This window comes from Microbacterium sp. HMWF026 (genome assembly GCF_003061325.1).
Taxonomy (GTDB): domain Bacteria; phylum Actinomycetota; class Actinomycetes; order Actinomycetales; family Microbacteriaceae; genus Microbacterium; species Microbacterium testaceum_E.
The window spans coordinates 1-14,157 of the sequence record NZ_QAJB01000234.1; the positions used below are offsets into that span (position 1 = coordinate 1).

Annotated in this window: 14 protein-coding genes; 11 read left to right on the plus strand and 3 right to left on the minus strand. The window is 68.8% G+C overall.

From position 1 onward, the window contains the following. The first annotated feature begins 119 nt into the window (after window positions 1-119). The 8 genes from DBR36_RS09385 to DBR36_RS09420 all read left to right on the plus strand — a co-directional run bounded on the left by DBR36_RS09385 (window position 120) and on the right by DBR36_RS09420 (window position 8,504). Entirely contained in the window at window positions 120-683 is a 564-nt protein-coding gene (locus tag DBR36_RS09385) for a DUF402 domain-containing protein (RefSeq protein WP_108318805.1), read from the plus strand. Window positions 684-692: 9 nt separating this feature from the next. Beyond that, window positions 693-1,412 carry a demethylmenaquinone methyltransferase gene (locus DBR36_RS09390; RefSeq protein ID WP_108318807.1) on the plus strand — a complete coding sequence of 240 codons (720 nt, stop codon included), beginning with the start codon at window positions 693-695 and terminating at the stop codon, window positions 1,410-1,412. Between the two features lie 63 nt (window positions 1,413-1,475). Further along, window positions 1,476-2,537 carry a polyprenyl synthetase family protein gene (locus DBR36_RS09395; RefSeq protein WP_108318809.1) on the plus strand — a complete coding sequence of 354 codons (1,062 nt, stop codon included), beginning with the start codon at window positions 1,476-1,478 and terminating at the stop codon, window positions 2,535-2,537. 43 nt (window positions 2,538-2,580) lie between these two features. Further along, a complete protein-coding gene (locus DBR36_RS09400; RefSeq protein WP_108318811.1) occupies window positions 2,581-3,954 on the plus strand; it encodes an FAD-dependent oxidoreductase in 1,374 nt (457 codons plus the stop codon). Between the two features lie 182 nt (window positions 3,955-4,136). Continuing rightward, a complete protein-coding gene (locus DBR36_RS09405; protein WP_108318813.1) occupies window positions 4,137-5,402 on the plus strand; it encodes an extracellular solute-binding protein in 1,266 nt (421 codons plus the stop codon). Then, on the plus strand, window positions 5,399-6,373 hold the full coding sequence (locus DBR36_RS09410; protein WP_108318815.1) for a carbohydrate ABC transporter permease: 975 nt from the start codon (window positions 5,399-5,401) through the stop codon (window positions 6,371-6,373). Before DBR36_RS09405 ends, DBR36_RS09410 begins: the two co-directional genes overlap by 4 nt. Beyond that, window positions 6,373-7,221, plus strand: coding sequence for a carbohydrate ABC transporter permease (locus DBR36_RS09415; RefSeq protein ID WP_181373542.1), 849 nt, complete (start codon window positions 6,373-6,375; stop codon window positions 7,219-7,221). Before DBR36_RS09410 ends, DBR36_RS09415 begins: the two co-directional genes overlap by 1 nt. Window positions 7,222-7,235: 14 nt before the next feature. Next, on the plus strand, window positions 7,236-8,504 hold the full coding sequence (locus DBR36_RS09420; protein ID WP_108318817.1) for an ABC transporter ATP-binding protein: 1,269 nt from the start codon (window positions 7,236-7,238) through the stop codon (window positions 8,502-8,504). A gap of 12 nt (window positions 8,505-8,516) precedes the next feature. On the opposite strand, the gene DBR36_RS09425 is transcribed toward DBR36_RS09420, so the two are convergent. Next, window positions 8,517-9,857 (minus strand): dicarboxylate/amino acid:cation symporter, encoded by a 1,341-nt coding sequence (locus tag DBR36_RS09425; RefSeq protein WP_108318819.1) that lies wholly within the window; start codon window positions 9,855-9,857, stop codon window positions 8,517-8,519. A gap of 213 nt (window positions 9,858-10,070) precedes the next feature. Between DBR36_RS09425 and DBR36_RS09430 the strand changes: the two genes are divergently transcribed. Together DBR36_RS09430 and DBR36_RS17685 are read left to right on the plus strand one after the other, a co-directional pair. Further along, window positions 10,071-11,768 carry an AMP-binding protein gene (locus DBR36_RS09430; RefSeq protein ID WP_108318821.1) on the plus strand — a complete coding sequence of 566 codons (1,698 nt, stop codon included), beginning with the start codon at window positions 10,071-10,073 and terminating at the stop codon, window positions 11,766-11,768. 53 nt (window positions 11,769-11,821) lie between these two features. Continuing rightward, on the plus strand, window positions 11,822-11,962 hold the full coding sequence (locus tag DBR36_RS17685) for a hypothetical protein (RefSeq protein WP_181373543.1): 141 nt from the start codon (window positions 11,822-11,824) through the stop codon (window positions 11,960-11,962). 19 nt (window positions 11,963-11,981) lie between these two features. Here the strand turns inward: DBR36_RS17685 and DBR36_RS17690 are convergent, their stop codons facing one another. Both DBR36_RS17690 and DBR36_RS09435 read right to left on the minus strand, forming a co-directional pair. Continuing rightward, complete coding sequence (locus tag DBR36_RS17690) at window positions 11,982-12,119, minus strand: hypothetical protein (RefSeq protein WP_165801248.1); 138 nt, start codon at window positions 12,117-12,119, stop codon at window positions 11,982-11,984. Between the two features lie 21 nt (window positions 12,120-12,140). Then, on the minus strand, window positions 12,141-12,629 hold the full coding sequence (locus DBR36_RS09435; RefSeq protein ID WP_076677322.1) for a YajQ family cyclic di-GMP-binding protein: 489 nt from the start codon (window positions 12,627-12,629) through the stop codon (window positions 12,141-12,143). A 235-nt stretch (window positions 12,630-12,864) separates the two neighbouring features. On the opposite strand from DBR36_RS09435, the gene DBR36_RS09440 reads away from it, so the two are divergent. Beyond that, window positions 12,865-14,103, plus strand: coding sequence for an extracellular solute-binding protein (locus tag DBR36_RS09440; protein ID WP_108318823.1), 1,239 nt, complete (start codon window positions 12,865-12,867; stop codon window positions 14,101-14,103). Window positions 14,104-14,157: the final 54 nt, after the last annotated feature.

Below are 14,157 nucleotides of genomic sequence, written 5' to 3' on the forward strand. Positions count from 1 at the left end.
AGCGTAGACCCGCCGTCGTCGACGCGGCGGCGGCCGGCTCGCCGATGCTCCGACGTCGAAGGGACGGGCGCGCCCCGCCGCTCGCGTCCCGGGTCCGAACGGCGTTTTAGACTCCGGATATGGACAACCGCCCCGCCCCCGGCACCCGCCTCATGTTCGAGTGGCGCAAGTGGGACGGCTCGCCGCACTGGGTTCAGGACAGCGTGTACCTCGGCAGCGACGAGTGGGGCGAGTGGTTCGGTCAGCAGATCGGCTGGCGCAGCGCCCGTCCCGGGGCGGAGTTCGTCTGCCGTCAGCCGAACGTCACGCTCGTGCCCGCGAGCGGCGACTGGGCGTTCACGCACAACGCCGACCCCCACCCCGTGGCGGTGTACATCGACCTGGCGTGGGACGTGCGCTGGCACGACGACGGCGTGCCCCGCGGCATCGACATGGACCTCGACGTCGTGCGCCGCACCGACGAGCGCGGCACGTGGATCGACGACCGCGACGAGTGGGACGACCACCGAGAGCGCTACGGCTACCCGCGCGACATCGTCGAGCACCTGGATGCCACCGCCACCGACCTCGAGCGCCGCGTGCGCGACCGTGAGGCGCCGTTCTCGGACGACGTCACCGGGCCGTGGCTCGAGCGCCTCGCGGCTCTGGCAACCCCCGGCGACGACCCCGCCGCGCGCGCCTAGACTCGATGGGTGAGCAGCGACCCCAACCGCGCCGACCTCGGTAAAGACCCGCAGCGCGTCAGCGGCATGTTCGACCAGGTCGCGGCGGCCTACGACCGCACCAACTCGGTGTTGAGCCTCGGCAACGACCGTCTGTGGCGCGTCGCGACGCTGCGCGCGGTGGCCCCCCAGCGCGGGGAGCGCATCCTCGACCTGGCCGCCGGCACCGGCACCTCGTCGATGGCGTTCGTGCCGAGCGGGGCGCACGTGGTCGCGGCCGACTTCTCGCGCGGCATGATCGCCGAGGGGCGCCGACGTCACGGGAACGTGCCCAACCTCGAGTTCGTGCAGGCGAACGCGACCGACCTGCCCTTCGCCGACGGCGAGTTCGACGCGGTCACGATGTCGTTCGGGCTGCGCAACGTCGACGACCCGCGCCGTGCCCTGCGCGAGCTCCGCCGGGTCACCCGCCCCGGCGGACGCATCGTGGTCTGCGAGTTCTCGCACCCGCCGTCCCGCGTGTTCAACGGCCTCTACCGCTTCTACAACGACCGGGTGCTGCCGATCGTGGCGAAGGCCGTGAGCTCCAACGCCGAGGCCTACGACTACCTCAACGAGTCCATCCGCGACTGGCCCGACCAGTCGACGCTCGCGGGATGGATGCGGGATGCCGGCTGGGACGACGTGGCCTACCGCAACCTCTCGCTCGGCATCGTCGCTCTGCACCGCGGCATCCGCCCCGCCTCGTAGCAGCCCTGTCAACCGTCGAGATACCCGCGGTCGCGCCCGAGCGCGCCAGGATAGGCTGAAACCGTGACCCCGAGACCGTCCGCGGCCGGCACCCGCCTGTCGGGCAAGCTGGGCCTGAGCGACCGCATCTTCGCAGGATTGCGTTCGCGCACCCTCCTCTCCACGGTGGAGGCGGGTCTGGCGCGCGTCGAGACCGAGCTCGAGGGCGAGGTACGCAGCGCCGACAAGCTCGCCGACGTCACCGCGCGATATCTCTACGAGGCCGGCGGCAAGCGCGTGCGCCCCATGCTCGCGATCCTCACCGCCCAGCTCGGACAGGGCACGACGAAAGAGGTCGTCGAGGTCGCCACGGCGCTCGAGCTGACCCACCTCGGTTCGCTGTACCACGACGACGTCATGGACGGCGCCGACAAGCGCCGCGGGGTCCCCAGCGCGCAGACGGTGTGGGGCAACAACATCGCGATCCTCACCGGTGACCTGCTGTTCGCCCGCGCCAGCCAGCTGATGGCCCGTCGCGGAGAACGCGCGATCCAGCTGCAGGCCGACACCTTCGAACGGCTCGTGCTCGGGCAGATGCACGAGACCGTCGGTCCGCAAGAGGGCGACGAGCCGGTCGACTTCTACCTGCGGGTGCTCGCCGACAAGACCGGCTCGCTGATCGCCGCCGCCGCCCAGTCCGGGGTGATCTACTCGGGCGCCCCCGAGGAGTTCGAAGAGCCCATGGTCGTCTTCGGCGAGAAGGCGGGCGTCGCCTTCCAGCTTCTCGACGACGTGATCGACCTCTCGCCCGACCCGTCCGAGACCGGCAAGGTGCCCGGCACCGACCTGCGCGCGGGCGTGCCCACCATGCCCTATCTGCTGCTGGGTCACCGTTCCGACGCGGCCTCGGCCGACCTGCGCGCACGCATCGACGAGGGCCAGGAGCGCATCGCCGCCGGCGCCGACGCGTCGATCCTCGATACGGCGCTCGCCGAGCTGCGCGACCACGAGACCACGCATGAGACCCTGCGCCTGGCGCACCAGTGGTCGCAAGAGGCGATCGACGCCCTCGCGCCGCTACCCGACGGTGCCGTCCGCGAGGCGCTGACGCGTTTCGCGCGCGCCGTGGCCGACCGCTCGGCCTGATCCCTTTTCTCCCCACCCCCCCGATCGCGATCGAGAGGAACCCATGACGAAGCTGCGCCTCGCCATCGTCGGAGCCGGCCCCGCCGGCATCTACGCCGCAGACATCCTGCTGAAAGCTGAGCGTCAGTTCGACGTCTCGATCGACCTGTTCGAGCAGTTGCCCGCCCCCTACGGCCTGGTACGTTACGGCGTCGCCCCCGACCACCCGCGCATCAAGGGCGTCATCACGGCGCTGCGCGAGGTGCTGGACCGCGGCGACATCCGCATCTTCGGCAACGTGCGATTCGGCGAGGACATCACCCTCGACGACCTCAAGCAGCACTACAATGCCGTGATCTTCTCGACGGGCGCCATCCGCGACGCCGACCTCGACATCCCCGGCATCGACGCCGAGGGCTCGTACGGTGCCGCCGACTTCGTGAGCTGGTTCGACGGGCACCCCGATGTGCCGCGCGAGTGGCCGCTCGAGGCCGAGTCGGTCGCCGTCATCGGCAACGGCAACGTCGCGCTCGACATCACCCGCATGCTCGCCAAGCACGCCGACGACCTGCTGCCCACAGAGGTGCCCGACAACGTGTACCAGGGGCTCAAGGCCTCGCCGGTCACCGACGTGCACGTCTTCGGGCGCCGCGGTCCCGCTCAGGTGAAGTTCACGCCCCTCGAGCTGCGCGAGCTCGGCGAGCTGCGCGATGTCGACATGGTCGTGTACGACGAGGACTTCGATTACGACGAGGCGTCGAAGACGGCGATCGAGACCAACAAGCAGGTCAAGGTCATCGACCGGGTGCTGCAGCAGTGGCGCACGCGCCCCGGCGTCAACAACGGCGGCGGAGAGGCCTCGCGCCGCCTGCACCTGCACTTCTGGGCCAAGCCCCTCGAGGTCGTCAAGGATGCCGACGGTCGCGTCGCCGCCCTGCGGTACGAGCGCACCGTGCCCGACGCCGAGGGCGGCGTCGTGGGCACCGGCGAGATCCGCGAGGTCGCCATACAGGCCATCTACCGCGCGGTCGGCTACTTCGGCTCGCCCCTCAAGGACGTCCCGTTCGACGAGCTGCGCGGGGTCATCCCCAACCACGAGGGCCAGGTGCTGTCGGCCGAGTCGAACACGCAGTTGCCCGGTCTGTACGCGACCGGCTGGATCAAGCGCGGCCCCGTCGGCCTGATCGGTCACACCAAGTCGGATGCCATGGAGACCGTCCGCCACGTCATCAACGACCAGGGCGAGTGGTGGCAGCCCGCGCACCCCGAAGAAGAGGCCATCCCGGCGCTCCTCGCCGAGCGCGGCGTGCGCTGGACCGACCTCGACGGCTGGCACCGCCTCGACGAGCACGAGGTCGCCCTCGGCGCCCCGCACGAGCGGGCTCGCATCAAGGTCGTGCCCCGCGACGAGATGATCGCGATCTCGCGCGGCGAGTAACCGCAGCGTCGTCGAACCGCCCCGTCCTCGGAGGGGCGGTTCGACGTCTTCGCCCCTCCCGCGCGCGATTATCAGGCACTCCCGGCGGGGGCAAGCCTCGCGGTCGGATTCGCGCGCCGTCGGCAGGATGGACCCCACGACGAGGGGGCCGTAGGGTTCCCGCACCGAGGCGAGGGGGCCGGATGCGAGCGGTGAGACGGATCGTGGCCGGGGCATCGGTGCTCGCCCTCGCGGGCACGCTCGGCGCGTGCGCGGCGGGTGACGGGGTACCGACCCTCACCTGGTACATCAACCCCGACGACGGCGGGCAGGCCGAGATCGCGGCATCCTGCACCGAGGCTGCGAACGGGGCGTACCGGATCGAGACCTCGCTGCTGCCTCGCGACGCCGCGTCGCAGCGCGAGCAGTTGGCCCGCCGCCTCGCGGCGAGCGACCGCTCGCTCGACATCATGAGCCTCGACCCGCCCTTCATCCCCGAACTCGCCGAGCCGGGGTTCCTCGCCCCCGTCCCCGCCGACCTGCAGAACACCGACGGTGTGGTGCAGGGCGCGGTTCAGTCGGCGAGCTGGGACGGAGAGCTCGTCACCGTCCCCTTCTGGGCCAACACGCAGCTGCTCTGGTACCGCAAGTCGGTCGCCGAGGCCGCGGGCCTCGACATGAGTCAGCCGGTCACGTGGGACCAGATCATCCAGGCCGCCGAGGGGCAGAGTAAGCAGATCGGCGTGCAGGGGGCCCTCGCCGAGTCGCTGACGGTGTGGATCAACGCGCTCGTCGCGTCGGCGGGTGGGCAGATCCTCGACAACCCCGACGCCAAGCCCGACGAGATGCAGCTCGGCCTCGAGACCGACGCCGGCAAGAAGGCCGCTGACATCATCGGTCGCATCGGCTCGTCTGGGCTCGGAGGGTCGGGGCTGCCGACCGCCGACGAGAACGCGAGCATGAACCTCTTCCAGGGCGACAACGGGTCGTTCATGGTCAACTGGCCGTTCGTCTACCCGGCCATGCAGGCGGCGGCCCCCGACGTCGTCGACGACCTGGGCTGGGCGGTGTACCCGCGAGTGGATGCCGAGACCCCCGCCGCGCCACCCGTGGGAGGCATCAACCTCGGCGTCGGCGCGTACAGCGAGAACGTCGACCTGGCCTGGCAGGCGGTCTCGTGCATCGTCAGCCCTGAGAACCAGGCGCAGTACTTCGTCACCAACGGCAATCCGCCCTCCAACCTCGCCGCCTACGACGACGCCGAGGTGAACGAGAAGTTCCCGATGGCGTCCACGATCGCCGAGTCGCTGCAGCTGGGCGCTCCCCGGCCGCAGACGCCGTATTACAACGAGATCTCCATCGGACTGCAGCGCACCTGGCACCCGCCGAACGCGGTGAACCCCGACGCGACCCCGGAGTCCTCGACCGATTTCATCCTCGCGGTGCTCAGAGGGGAGCGACTGCTGTGAGCGAGACGACACTCACCCGTGCCGCGCGGAGGACGCCGACGTCCGAGCCGCGGAAACCGACCAAGAAGCGCCGGTCCGATCGTGCCCGCGCCGAGGCGCGGCTCGGGTGGATGCTGGCGGGTCCCGCGTTCGGGATCATGCTGCTGGTCACCCTGTACCCGATCGTGCAGGCGATCTGGGACTCCCTGTTCAGCCTGCGTCTGACCGCCCCCGACGACCGCGAGTTCATCTGGTTCCGCAATTACGCCGTCATCCTGGGCGACCCGGCGTTCTGGCAGTCGATGGGGGTGACGCTGTTCATCACCGTCGTCACGGTGCTGCTCGAGCTCATCATCGGTTTCGCCTTCGCGCTCGTGATGCACCGGGCGATCAAGAAGCTGCGCGGATTCGCCCGCACGGCGATCCTCGTTCCCTACGGCATCATCACCGTCGTGTCGGCGTTCGCCTGGTTCTACGCCTTCGACATCAACTCCGGCGGATACGTCAACAACTGGTTGTCATGGATCCCGGGCTTCGATGAGAGCCTGAACTGGTTCGCCTACCAGGGCACCTCGCTAACCGTCATCATCCTCAGCGAGGTCTGGAAGACCACGCCGTTCATCTCGCTCCTGCTGCTGTCCGGACTCGCCCAGGTGCCTGGCGACCTCGAGGAGGCGGCCAAAGTCGACGGGGCGACGTCGTGGGAGGTGCTGCGCCGCGTCATCCTCCCGAACATGAAGGCCGCGATCATGGTCGCGGTGCTGTTCCGCACGCTCGAGGCGTTCCGCATCTTCGACAACATCTTCATCATGACCGCCGGTGCCAACAACACCGAGGCGCTGTCGCTCCTGGCGTACAACACCTCGATCGGCCGCCTCGAGATCGGGCTGGGATCGGCCATCTCGGTGCTGCTGTTCCTGAGCGTGCTGATCATCGCGGCCATCTTCATCAAGGGGTTCAAAGTGGACCTGTCGGCGGGGAGGAACTCCTGATGCGCGCGATGACTTGGCCCCAACGGATCATGTGGCTCGCGATCATCGCGGCCGTGTTGGTGTGGTCGCTGTTCCCGGTGTTCTCGATCCTCATGACCTCGTTCAAGACGCCGTCGGGATTGTTCTCGGGAACCCTCCTGCCGACGGAATGGACGCTCGACAACTACGCGACGATCCTGGCCCCGGGTGGCAGCGCGCAGGACCTCTTCCTGCCGGCCCTGCGCAATTCGATCGGCATCTCGTTGATCGCGACCTTCATCGCCGTGGTACTCGCCACGCTGTGCGCGTACGCGATCGCCCGCCTGGACTTCCCCGGTAAGCGCATCATCCTCACGACGGCGCTCGCCGTCTCGGTCTTCCCGATCGTGTCGATCGTCACGCCGCTGTTCAACCTGTGGCGGGTGGTGGGCCTGTACGACACCTGGCTGGGGCTGATCATCCCCTACCTCTCGCTCACGTTGCCGATCTCGATCTGGACGCTCGCGGCATTCTTCCGCCAGATCCCGTGGGAGCTCGAGCAGGCGGCGCAGGTCGACGGAGCGACGCCCTTCGAGGCGTTTCGAAAGACCGTCGTCCCACTGGCCGCACCGGGGGTTTTCACCACCGCGATCATCGCGTTCTTCATCGCGTGGAACGACTTCGTCTACGGCATCTCGCTGACCTCGACGGATGCCGCCCGCCCGGTGCCCGCGGCCCTGTCGTTCTTCACCGGGGCATCGCAGTTCGAAGAGCCCACCGGCGCCATCTCGGCCGCCGCCATCGTGGTGACGATCCCCATCGTGATCGTCGTCGTCATCTTCCAGCGTCGGATCGTGTCGGGCCTCACCCAGGGCGCGGTCAAGGGTTAAAGGAGCAGCACGTCATGGCATCCATCACTCTGAACAGAATCGTCAAGACCTACGACGACGGCTTCACGGCGGTCAAGGGCGTCGATCTCGACATCGCCGACGGTGAGTTCGTGATCCTCGTGGGCCCCTCGGGCTGCGGCAAGTCCACGTTGCTGCGCATGATCGTCGGCCTCGAGGACATCTCGGACGGGGAGCTGCGGATCGCCGACGAGGTCGTCAACGACAAGGCCCCGAAGGATCGCAATCTCGCGATGGTGTTCCAGAACTACGCGCTGTACCCGCACCTGACCGTGTACGAGAACATCGCTTTTCCGATGCGGCTGAAGTCGAGCGATCTGAGCGACGACGAGATCGACACGCGCGTGCGTCGGGCCTCGAAGCTGCTCGAACTCGACGAGCACCTCGAACGCAAGCCCGCCAACCTGTCGGGTGGTCAGCGTCAGCGGGTCGCGATGGGGCGCGCGATCGTCCGCAACGCCAGCGCCTTCCTGTTCGACGAGCCCCTGTCGAACCTCGACGCGAAGCTGCGCGGTCAGATGCGCACCGAGATCGCGCGGCTGCAGCGCTCGCTGGGGATCACCACGGTCTACGTCACGCACGATCAGACCGAGGCCATGACCCTCGGCGACCGGGTCGCGGTGCTGCGTCGCGGTGAGCTGCAGCAGGTCGCGAGCCCGCGCGGCCTGTATGACCAGCCGGTCAACCTGTTCGTCGCCGGCTTCATCGGCTCGCCGCCGATGAACTTCCTCAGCGGCACCGTCGACGGCGACGTCCTGCGTCTGCCGATCGCCGACGTTCCGCTGGACGACCGGCTGCGCCGAGCCGTCGAGGGCCGCGACCTGGTGATCGTGGGCGTGCGCCCCGACGCCTTCGAGGACGCGGATGCCACCGAGCGCGACCTCGAGGGCGGAGTCACCGCCGAGCTCGACATCGAGATGACCGAGTGGCTCGGCGAGGTGCTTTACGCCTATGTGCCCTACGAGACGGACGAGACCGTGAAAGAGAAGCTGTCCGAGCTCGACCGCGATCTCGACGGCGAGAGCCTGCGGACCGAGCTGGTCGTGGCATTGGATGCCATGAGTTCGATCCGCCCGGGCGATGCGGCGCGACTGTGGTTCTCACCGGACGCGCTGCACCTGTTCGACCCCGAGACCGGGGTCAACCTGACCCGCGACGAGGCGAAGGCCGAGAAGCTCGAGGAGGACGCGCGTGCTGCACGCACGCGCGCCCTCGAGCGGGCCAAGCAGCGAGCCGAGCGCGAGGACGCGTCGGCCCGGCGCTGATCCGCAGCCGGGTCAGTCGGCGCGGTCGGCCGCGGCGAAGGTCTCGGCCATCGCCTGCTCGTCGATCTGCTCGGCGGTGACGCTCGTGCGCGACGCGTAGACGTCGCGGTCGATCTCGTCGGTCCCGTTCGCCACCAGCAGGGCCACCATGGTGTCGCCGTTGACGTTGAGGAAGGTGCGGAACACCCCGGTGAACCAGTCGACGGCGATGAGCAGGCCCACCGCCTCGAGCGGCAGTCCCAGTGACGTGGCGAGGAAGGTGGCCGCGACCGCGAAACCGCCGGGGACGGTGATGGTGCCCATGTTGAGCATGATCGCCAGGGCCATGCCCAGCACGATCTGGCCGGGGGTCAGCTCGACGCGTCCCGCCTGAGCGAGGAACAGGATGACGATGGTGTAGTTGAGCACCGCACCGTACGAGCCCATCGTCAAGCCGACCGACAGGGTGAAGTTGGCCACCCGCTGGCTGATACCGACCTTCTCGACGGCGTTCTTCAGCACGGTCGGGAAGGTCACCGCGGAACTCGTGGTCGTCACGGCGATCACGGTCTGCTCGGCGAGCTTGCCGGGCAGCGCCCACGGATTCAGACGGGTGCGGGCGGCGACCACGACGACGAACAGCACCGAGACGATGATCACGCCGATGAGGGTGGCCCCCAGGTACGACAGGGCGCTGGTCACGACGGCGAAACCGACGTCGCCCGCGAGGGCGGCGAGCAGGCAGAAGACGCCCAGGGGAGCGATGCGCATGACCAGTCGGATCATCCCGAGCACGACCTGCTGCAGCTGGTCGAGTGCTGTCACGATGAGACGGTTGCCGGTGGCGCGCACGTACCCGTTGAGAGCGAGACCGAACAGCAGCGAGAAGACGATGATGGGCAGCATGCTCGCGGTCGACATCGCGTTGAAGATGTTGGTCGACACGAAACCGAGGACGGTCTCCTGCCAGCCGGTCGGCTTCGCCGAGTCCACGATCTTCTGGTCGATCGAGCCGGAGTAGTCGATTCCGACACCCGGCTGCAGCAGTGTCGCGAGCGCCCAGCCGACGAGCGCGGCGACGATCGAGAAGCCGATCATCCAGCCGAACGTGCGGCCCGCCAGGCGCCCCATGCCGCTACCGGTCATCGAGCCGGTGGCGACGATGACGGATGCCATGACCAGCGGCACGATCGCCATCTGGATCAGTCGGATGAACAGGTCGCCGACGAACTTGAGGTTGGCGGCCCATTCACCGGTGAGCAGCCCGACGGCGATCCCGAGGACCGCCGCGATGGCGATGAGGGACGCGGGGTGAGCGAGGACCCTCCACGTTCGCGAGCGTCGGATGGTGGCCGTCGTGGGTGTACTGCTCATGAGTGCTCCTCGGGATCTCGTTCGGGGGGTCGGACCCATCGTGGGAGCGGGCGGTTTCGCGCGGCGGTGCGGGCCGTTTCGACGGCGTTAAGGTCGGCGGTTTTCATCCCAGGGGTGATTCCCGCACCGCGGCGCGTGAAGACATGGCTTAAGGCGCGCCCGCGGCTGGCGCGGCGGCGGAGGGCTAGCGTAGAACGCGATCGAAGGAGCACCATGATCCCCACCGCCGCGTCCGCGACCGACCGTTACCGCGCCGCGCGCGACGAACTCCTCGCCGCCCGCACCGACCCGGGGCGTGCGGCGGGCTTCGTCTGGCCCCGCTTCGAGGGGGCGTTCAACTGGGCGATCGACTGGTTCGACCCGATGGCGCGCGGAAACGACGCCCCGGCGCTCATCGTCGTCGACGACGACGACACCCACCACACCCGCACCTTCGACGAGCTGGCGCGGCGCTCCGACCAGGTCGCCGCCTGGCTGTCGTCGCAGGGCGTCGCCCGCGGTGACGCCGTGCTGCTCATGCTCGACAACCGCGTCGAGCTGTGGGAGGCGATGCTCGCCATCATGAAGCTCGGCGGTGTCATCGCGCCGACCACCACCGCGCTCGGGCGCCTCGACCTCGCCGACCGCATCGACCGTGCCGAGATCCGCCACGTCGTGGTGGGTGCGGCCGACGCCGACAAGTTCGACGACCTCCCCGAGGGCCTGGGTCGCATCGTCGTGGGTGGAGCCCACTCCGGCTGGTCGTCGTACGACGACGCTTTCGAGACGGATGCCGCCCCCGCCCGGCATCCGGGAACCACCGCCGACGATCGTCTGCTGCTCTACTTCACCTCGGGGACCACCTCGAAGCCCAAGCTCGTCGAGCACACGCACTCCTCATACCCCGTCGGGCACCTCAGCACCATGTACTGGCTGGGTCTGCAGCCCGGTGACGTGCACCTCGCCATCAGCTCGCCCGGATGGGCGAAGCACGCGTGGAGCCTGTTCTTCGCCCCGTGGATCGCGGGGGCGACGGTGCTCGCGCTCAACTACTCGCGGTTCTCGGCGGAACGACTGCTGTCGGAGCTCGAGCGCGACCGCGTGACGACCTTCTGCGCGCCGCCGACGGTGTGGCGCATGCTCATCCAGGCCGATCTGTCGGGGCGACGCGGGGCGCTTCGCGAGATCGTCTCGGCGGGCGAGCCGCTGAACCCCGAGGTGATCGCCTCGGTCCAGCGCGCCTGGGGCCTCGACATCCGCGACGGGTACGGCCAGACCGAGATGACCGCGGTCGTGGCGAACACCCCCGGCGCCCAGCTGGTGCCCGGGTCGATGGGGCGGCCGCTCCCGGGATGCCCCGTCGTGCTCGTCGACCCCGTGACGGGGGAGCGCGCAGACGAGGGCGAGATCTGCATCGACCTGACGGCGCGTCCGATCAACCTCATGACCGGATACGTGGGGGATGCCGACCGCAACGCCGAGGCGTTCGCCGACGGCCTCTTCCACACCGGCGACGTCGCGCGCCGCGACGAGACCGGCAGCATCACCTACATCGGCCGCACCGACGACGTCTTCAAGGCATCGGACTACAAGATCAGCCCGTTCGAGCTCGAGAGCGTGCTGATCGAGCATCCGGCCGTGGTCGAGGCCGCGGTGGTGCCCGCGCCGGACGACCTGCGGCTCGCTGTTCCGAAGGCCTACGTCGTGCTCGCCGGCGGGCACGAGGCGGGGGAGCACGTGGCCCTCGACATCCTGCGCTTCGCACGCGAGCGGCTCGCGCCGTTCCAACGCGTGCGCCGCGTGGAGTTCTTCGACCTGCCCAAGACCATCTCGGGCAAGATCCGCCGTGTCGAGCTGCGTCAGCGCGAAGAGGCCGTGTTCCGCGGCGAGGTCACCGCGGTCGAGTGGCGCGACGACGCCCTGAGGGGCTGAGCCGGCCCCGCAACCCCCTCGTATCCACGCGCGAGGCGTGTGAGCATCGACTCATGGAAAAGGACCAGAAGCAGCCGTTCGAGAACCCCTCCGTCGACGACGACAGCGACATGCCCTCGCGTATGGAGGAGCGCACCATGGGGCGCGAGACCGAGCGCGAGATCACGCAGATGATCAACGGCATCGAGGGCTGACGCCCGACCCGCGCCTGCGTCACGAGGGCTCGGTCGTGCGGACGAGACCGCAGTTCAGGCACGACCACGCCACGAGGAACCGCTCGTCGTCGAGCACCTCGAAGCGCAGCGGTTCGCCACATGTCGGGCACCGCGGCATCCCGTCGGGAGTGCTCATCGAGCAGCCTCCGGACAGGACTCAGCGGTAGTTCGTGAACTGCAGGTCGACGTCGAGGTCGGCGGCCTTGAGCAGGCGCTGCACCTCTTGCAGGTCGTCGCGCGACTTCGACTGGACGCGCAGCTCATCGCCCTGGATCTGCGACTTGACGCCCTTGGGGCCCTCGTCGCGGATGATCTTGCCGATCTTCTTCGCGTTCTCTTGCGAGATGCCCTCTTTGAGGGTCGAGGTGATGCGGTACTCCTTGCCGCTCTGCACCGGCTCGCCGCTCTCGAGGCTCTTGAGCGAGATGCCGCGTTTGATGAGCTTCGTCTGGAAGACGTCGAGCACCGCGTTCGCGCGCTCCTCGGAGTTGGCCTTGATGACGATGGACTCGCCGCTCCACGCGATCGAGGCGTCGGTGCCCTTGAAGTCGTAGCGCTGCTCGACCTCTTTGTGCGCCTGGTTAAGGGCGTTGTCGGCCTCTTGCCGGTCGATCTTGGAAACGATGTCGAACGAAGAATCAGCCATGCCCCCAGGGTACCGGGCGGCCCGGCCGGAGGGGAGCGGACCGCCGGGCCCGAGTGTCCTCGACGACGCACAGGAGCCGCATCGGCAGGTCACAGGTTGGTATCGGAACGCGCGGCGTTTTTGATCCGCGTCCATCTCCGACTAACTATGTAAGCGCTTGCATAACGAGCTGGGGCCGACGACGTCCACCACGCGGTACGTCTGGTGCCCTTCCCCCCACCAGAGAGGCACACCAATGAAGGTGACATCTACGCGCGCGCTCGGTTTCGGCGCGCTCATCGCCGCGGGCTCGATGCTGCTCGCCGGTTGCTCCGGCGCCGGCAGCGCTCCCCAGGCCAGCGGCGACGCCGCCGCGGCCGGCACCCTGACCGTCTGGGTCGACGCCAACCGCGCCGACGCGCTGAAGGACGTCGCCGCGACGTTCTCGGAAGAGAAGGGTCTCAAGGTCGACCTGGTCGAGAAAGATTTCTCGAAGATCCAGGCCGACTTCGCCGCGCAGGTCCCCACCGGCAAGGGCCCCGACATCACCGTCGGCGCACACGACTGGCTCGGCGGCTTCGTGCAGGACGGTCTGGTCGCCCCCATCGAGCTCGGCGACAAGACGTCCGAGTTCCAGGAGGTCGCGATCCAGGCGTTCACCGACGAGAGCAAGGTCTACGGCCTGCCGTACGCGACCGAGAACATCGCGCTCATGCGCAACGTCGACCTCGTCCCCGAGGCACCCACCTCGTTCGACGACATGATCGCCAAGGGCACGGCGACGGGTGTGCAGTACCCGTTCGTGGTCGGTCTCGACCCGGCGAACGCCGACCCGTACCACCTGTACCCGTTCGAGACGTCCTTCGGGAACTCCGTCTTCGCACGCAACACCGACGGCAGCTACGACGGTTCGCAGCTGTCGATCGGCGACGAGGCCGGCCAGGCCTTCGCCGCGTGGCTCGGCGCGCAGGGCGCCGCGGGCACCATCAACCTGAACCTCACGCAGGACCTCTCGAAAGAGGCCTTCAACTCTGGTCAGACGCCGTTCATCCTGACCGGGCCCTGGAACGTGGCGGATGCCGAGGCCAAGGGCATCAACATCGCCATCGACCCGATCCCGTCGGCCGGCGGTCAGCCCGCGCAGCCCTTCGTCGGTGTGCAGGGCTTCTACCTCAACGCCAAGTCGCAGAACGCGCTCGCCGCGAACGAGTTCCTGGTGAACTACCTCGCCACCGAGCCCGTCCAGACGGCGTTGTACGAGGCGGGGGACCGCCCGCCGGCACTCACGGCCGCCTACGAGAAGGCCTCGGCCGACCCGATCATCGCCGGCTTCGGCGAGGTCGGCGCGCAGGGTGCGCCCATGCCGAGCATTCCCGAGATGGGGTCGGTCTGGGAGTTCTGGGGCGTCGCCGAGGTGTCGCTGCTGAAGGGTGAAGACCCCACCGCCACCTGGACGAAGATGTCCGACGACATCGCGGCCAAGATCGCCGGTTGACCCGGCGCCGCGGCGGGCGTGTCCCACCGGCCGCCCGCCGCGGCATCCCTCTTC

What these genes read in the sequence shown, in the direction of transcription:
- DBR36_RS17685 (WP_181373543.1), top strand. Translation starts at nt 11,822, where the DNA reads ATGGAAAAGGACCAGAAGCAGCCGTTCGAGAACCCCTCCGTCGACGAC.
- DBR36_RS09385 (WP_108318805.1), top strand. Translation starts at nt 120, where the DNA reads ATGGACAACCGCCCCGCCCCCGGCACCCGCCTCATGTTCGAGTGGCGC.
- DBR36_RS09435 (WP_076677322.1), bottom strand. Translation starts at nt 12,629, where the DNA reads ATGGCTGATTCTTCGTTCGACATCGTTTCCAAGATCGACCGGCAAGAG.
- DBR36_RS09420 (WP_108318817.1), top strand. Translation starts at nt 7,236, where the DNA reads ATGGCATCCATCACTCTGAACAGAATCGTCAAGACCTACGACGACGGC.
- DBR36_RS17690 (WP_165801248.1), bottom strand. Translation starts at nt 12,119, where the DNA reads ATGAGCACTCCCGACGGGATGCCGCGGTGCCCGACATGTGGCGAACCG.
- DBR36_RS09430 (WP_108318821.1), top strand. Translation starts at nt 10,071, where the DNA reads ATGATCCCCACCGCCGCGTCCGCGACCGACCGTTACCGCGCCGCGCGC.
- DBR36_RS09425 (WP_108318819.1), bottom strand. Translation starts at nt 9,857, where the DNA reads ATGAGCAGTACACCCACGACGGCCACCATCCGACGCTCGCGAACGTGG.
- DBR36_RS09405 (WP_108318813.1), top strand. Translation starts at nt 4,137, where the DNA reads ATGCGAGCGGTGAGACGGATCGTGGCCGGGGCATCGGTGCTCGCCCTC.
- DBR36_RS09400 (WP_108318811.1), top strand. Translation starts at nt 2,581, where the DNA reads ATGACGAAGCTGCGCCTCGCCATCGTCGGAGCCGGCCCCGCCGGCATC.
- DBR36_RS09415 (WP_181373542.1), top strand. Translation starts at nt 6,373, where the DNA reads ATGCGCGCGATGACTTGGCCCCAACGGATCATGTGGCTCGCGATCATC.
- DBR36_RS09440 (WP_108318823.1), top strand. Translation starts at nt 12,865, where the DNA reads ATGAAGGTGACATCTACGCGCGCGCTCGGTTTCGGCGCGCTCATCGCC.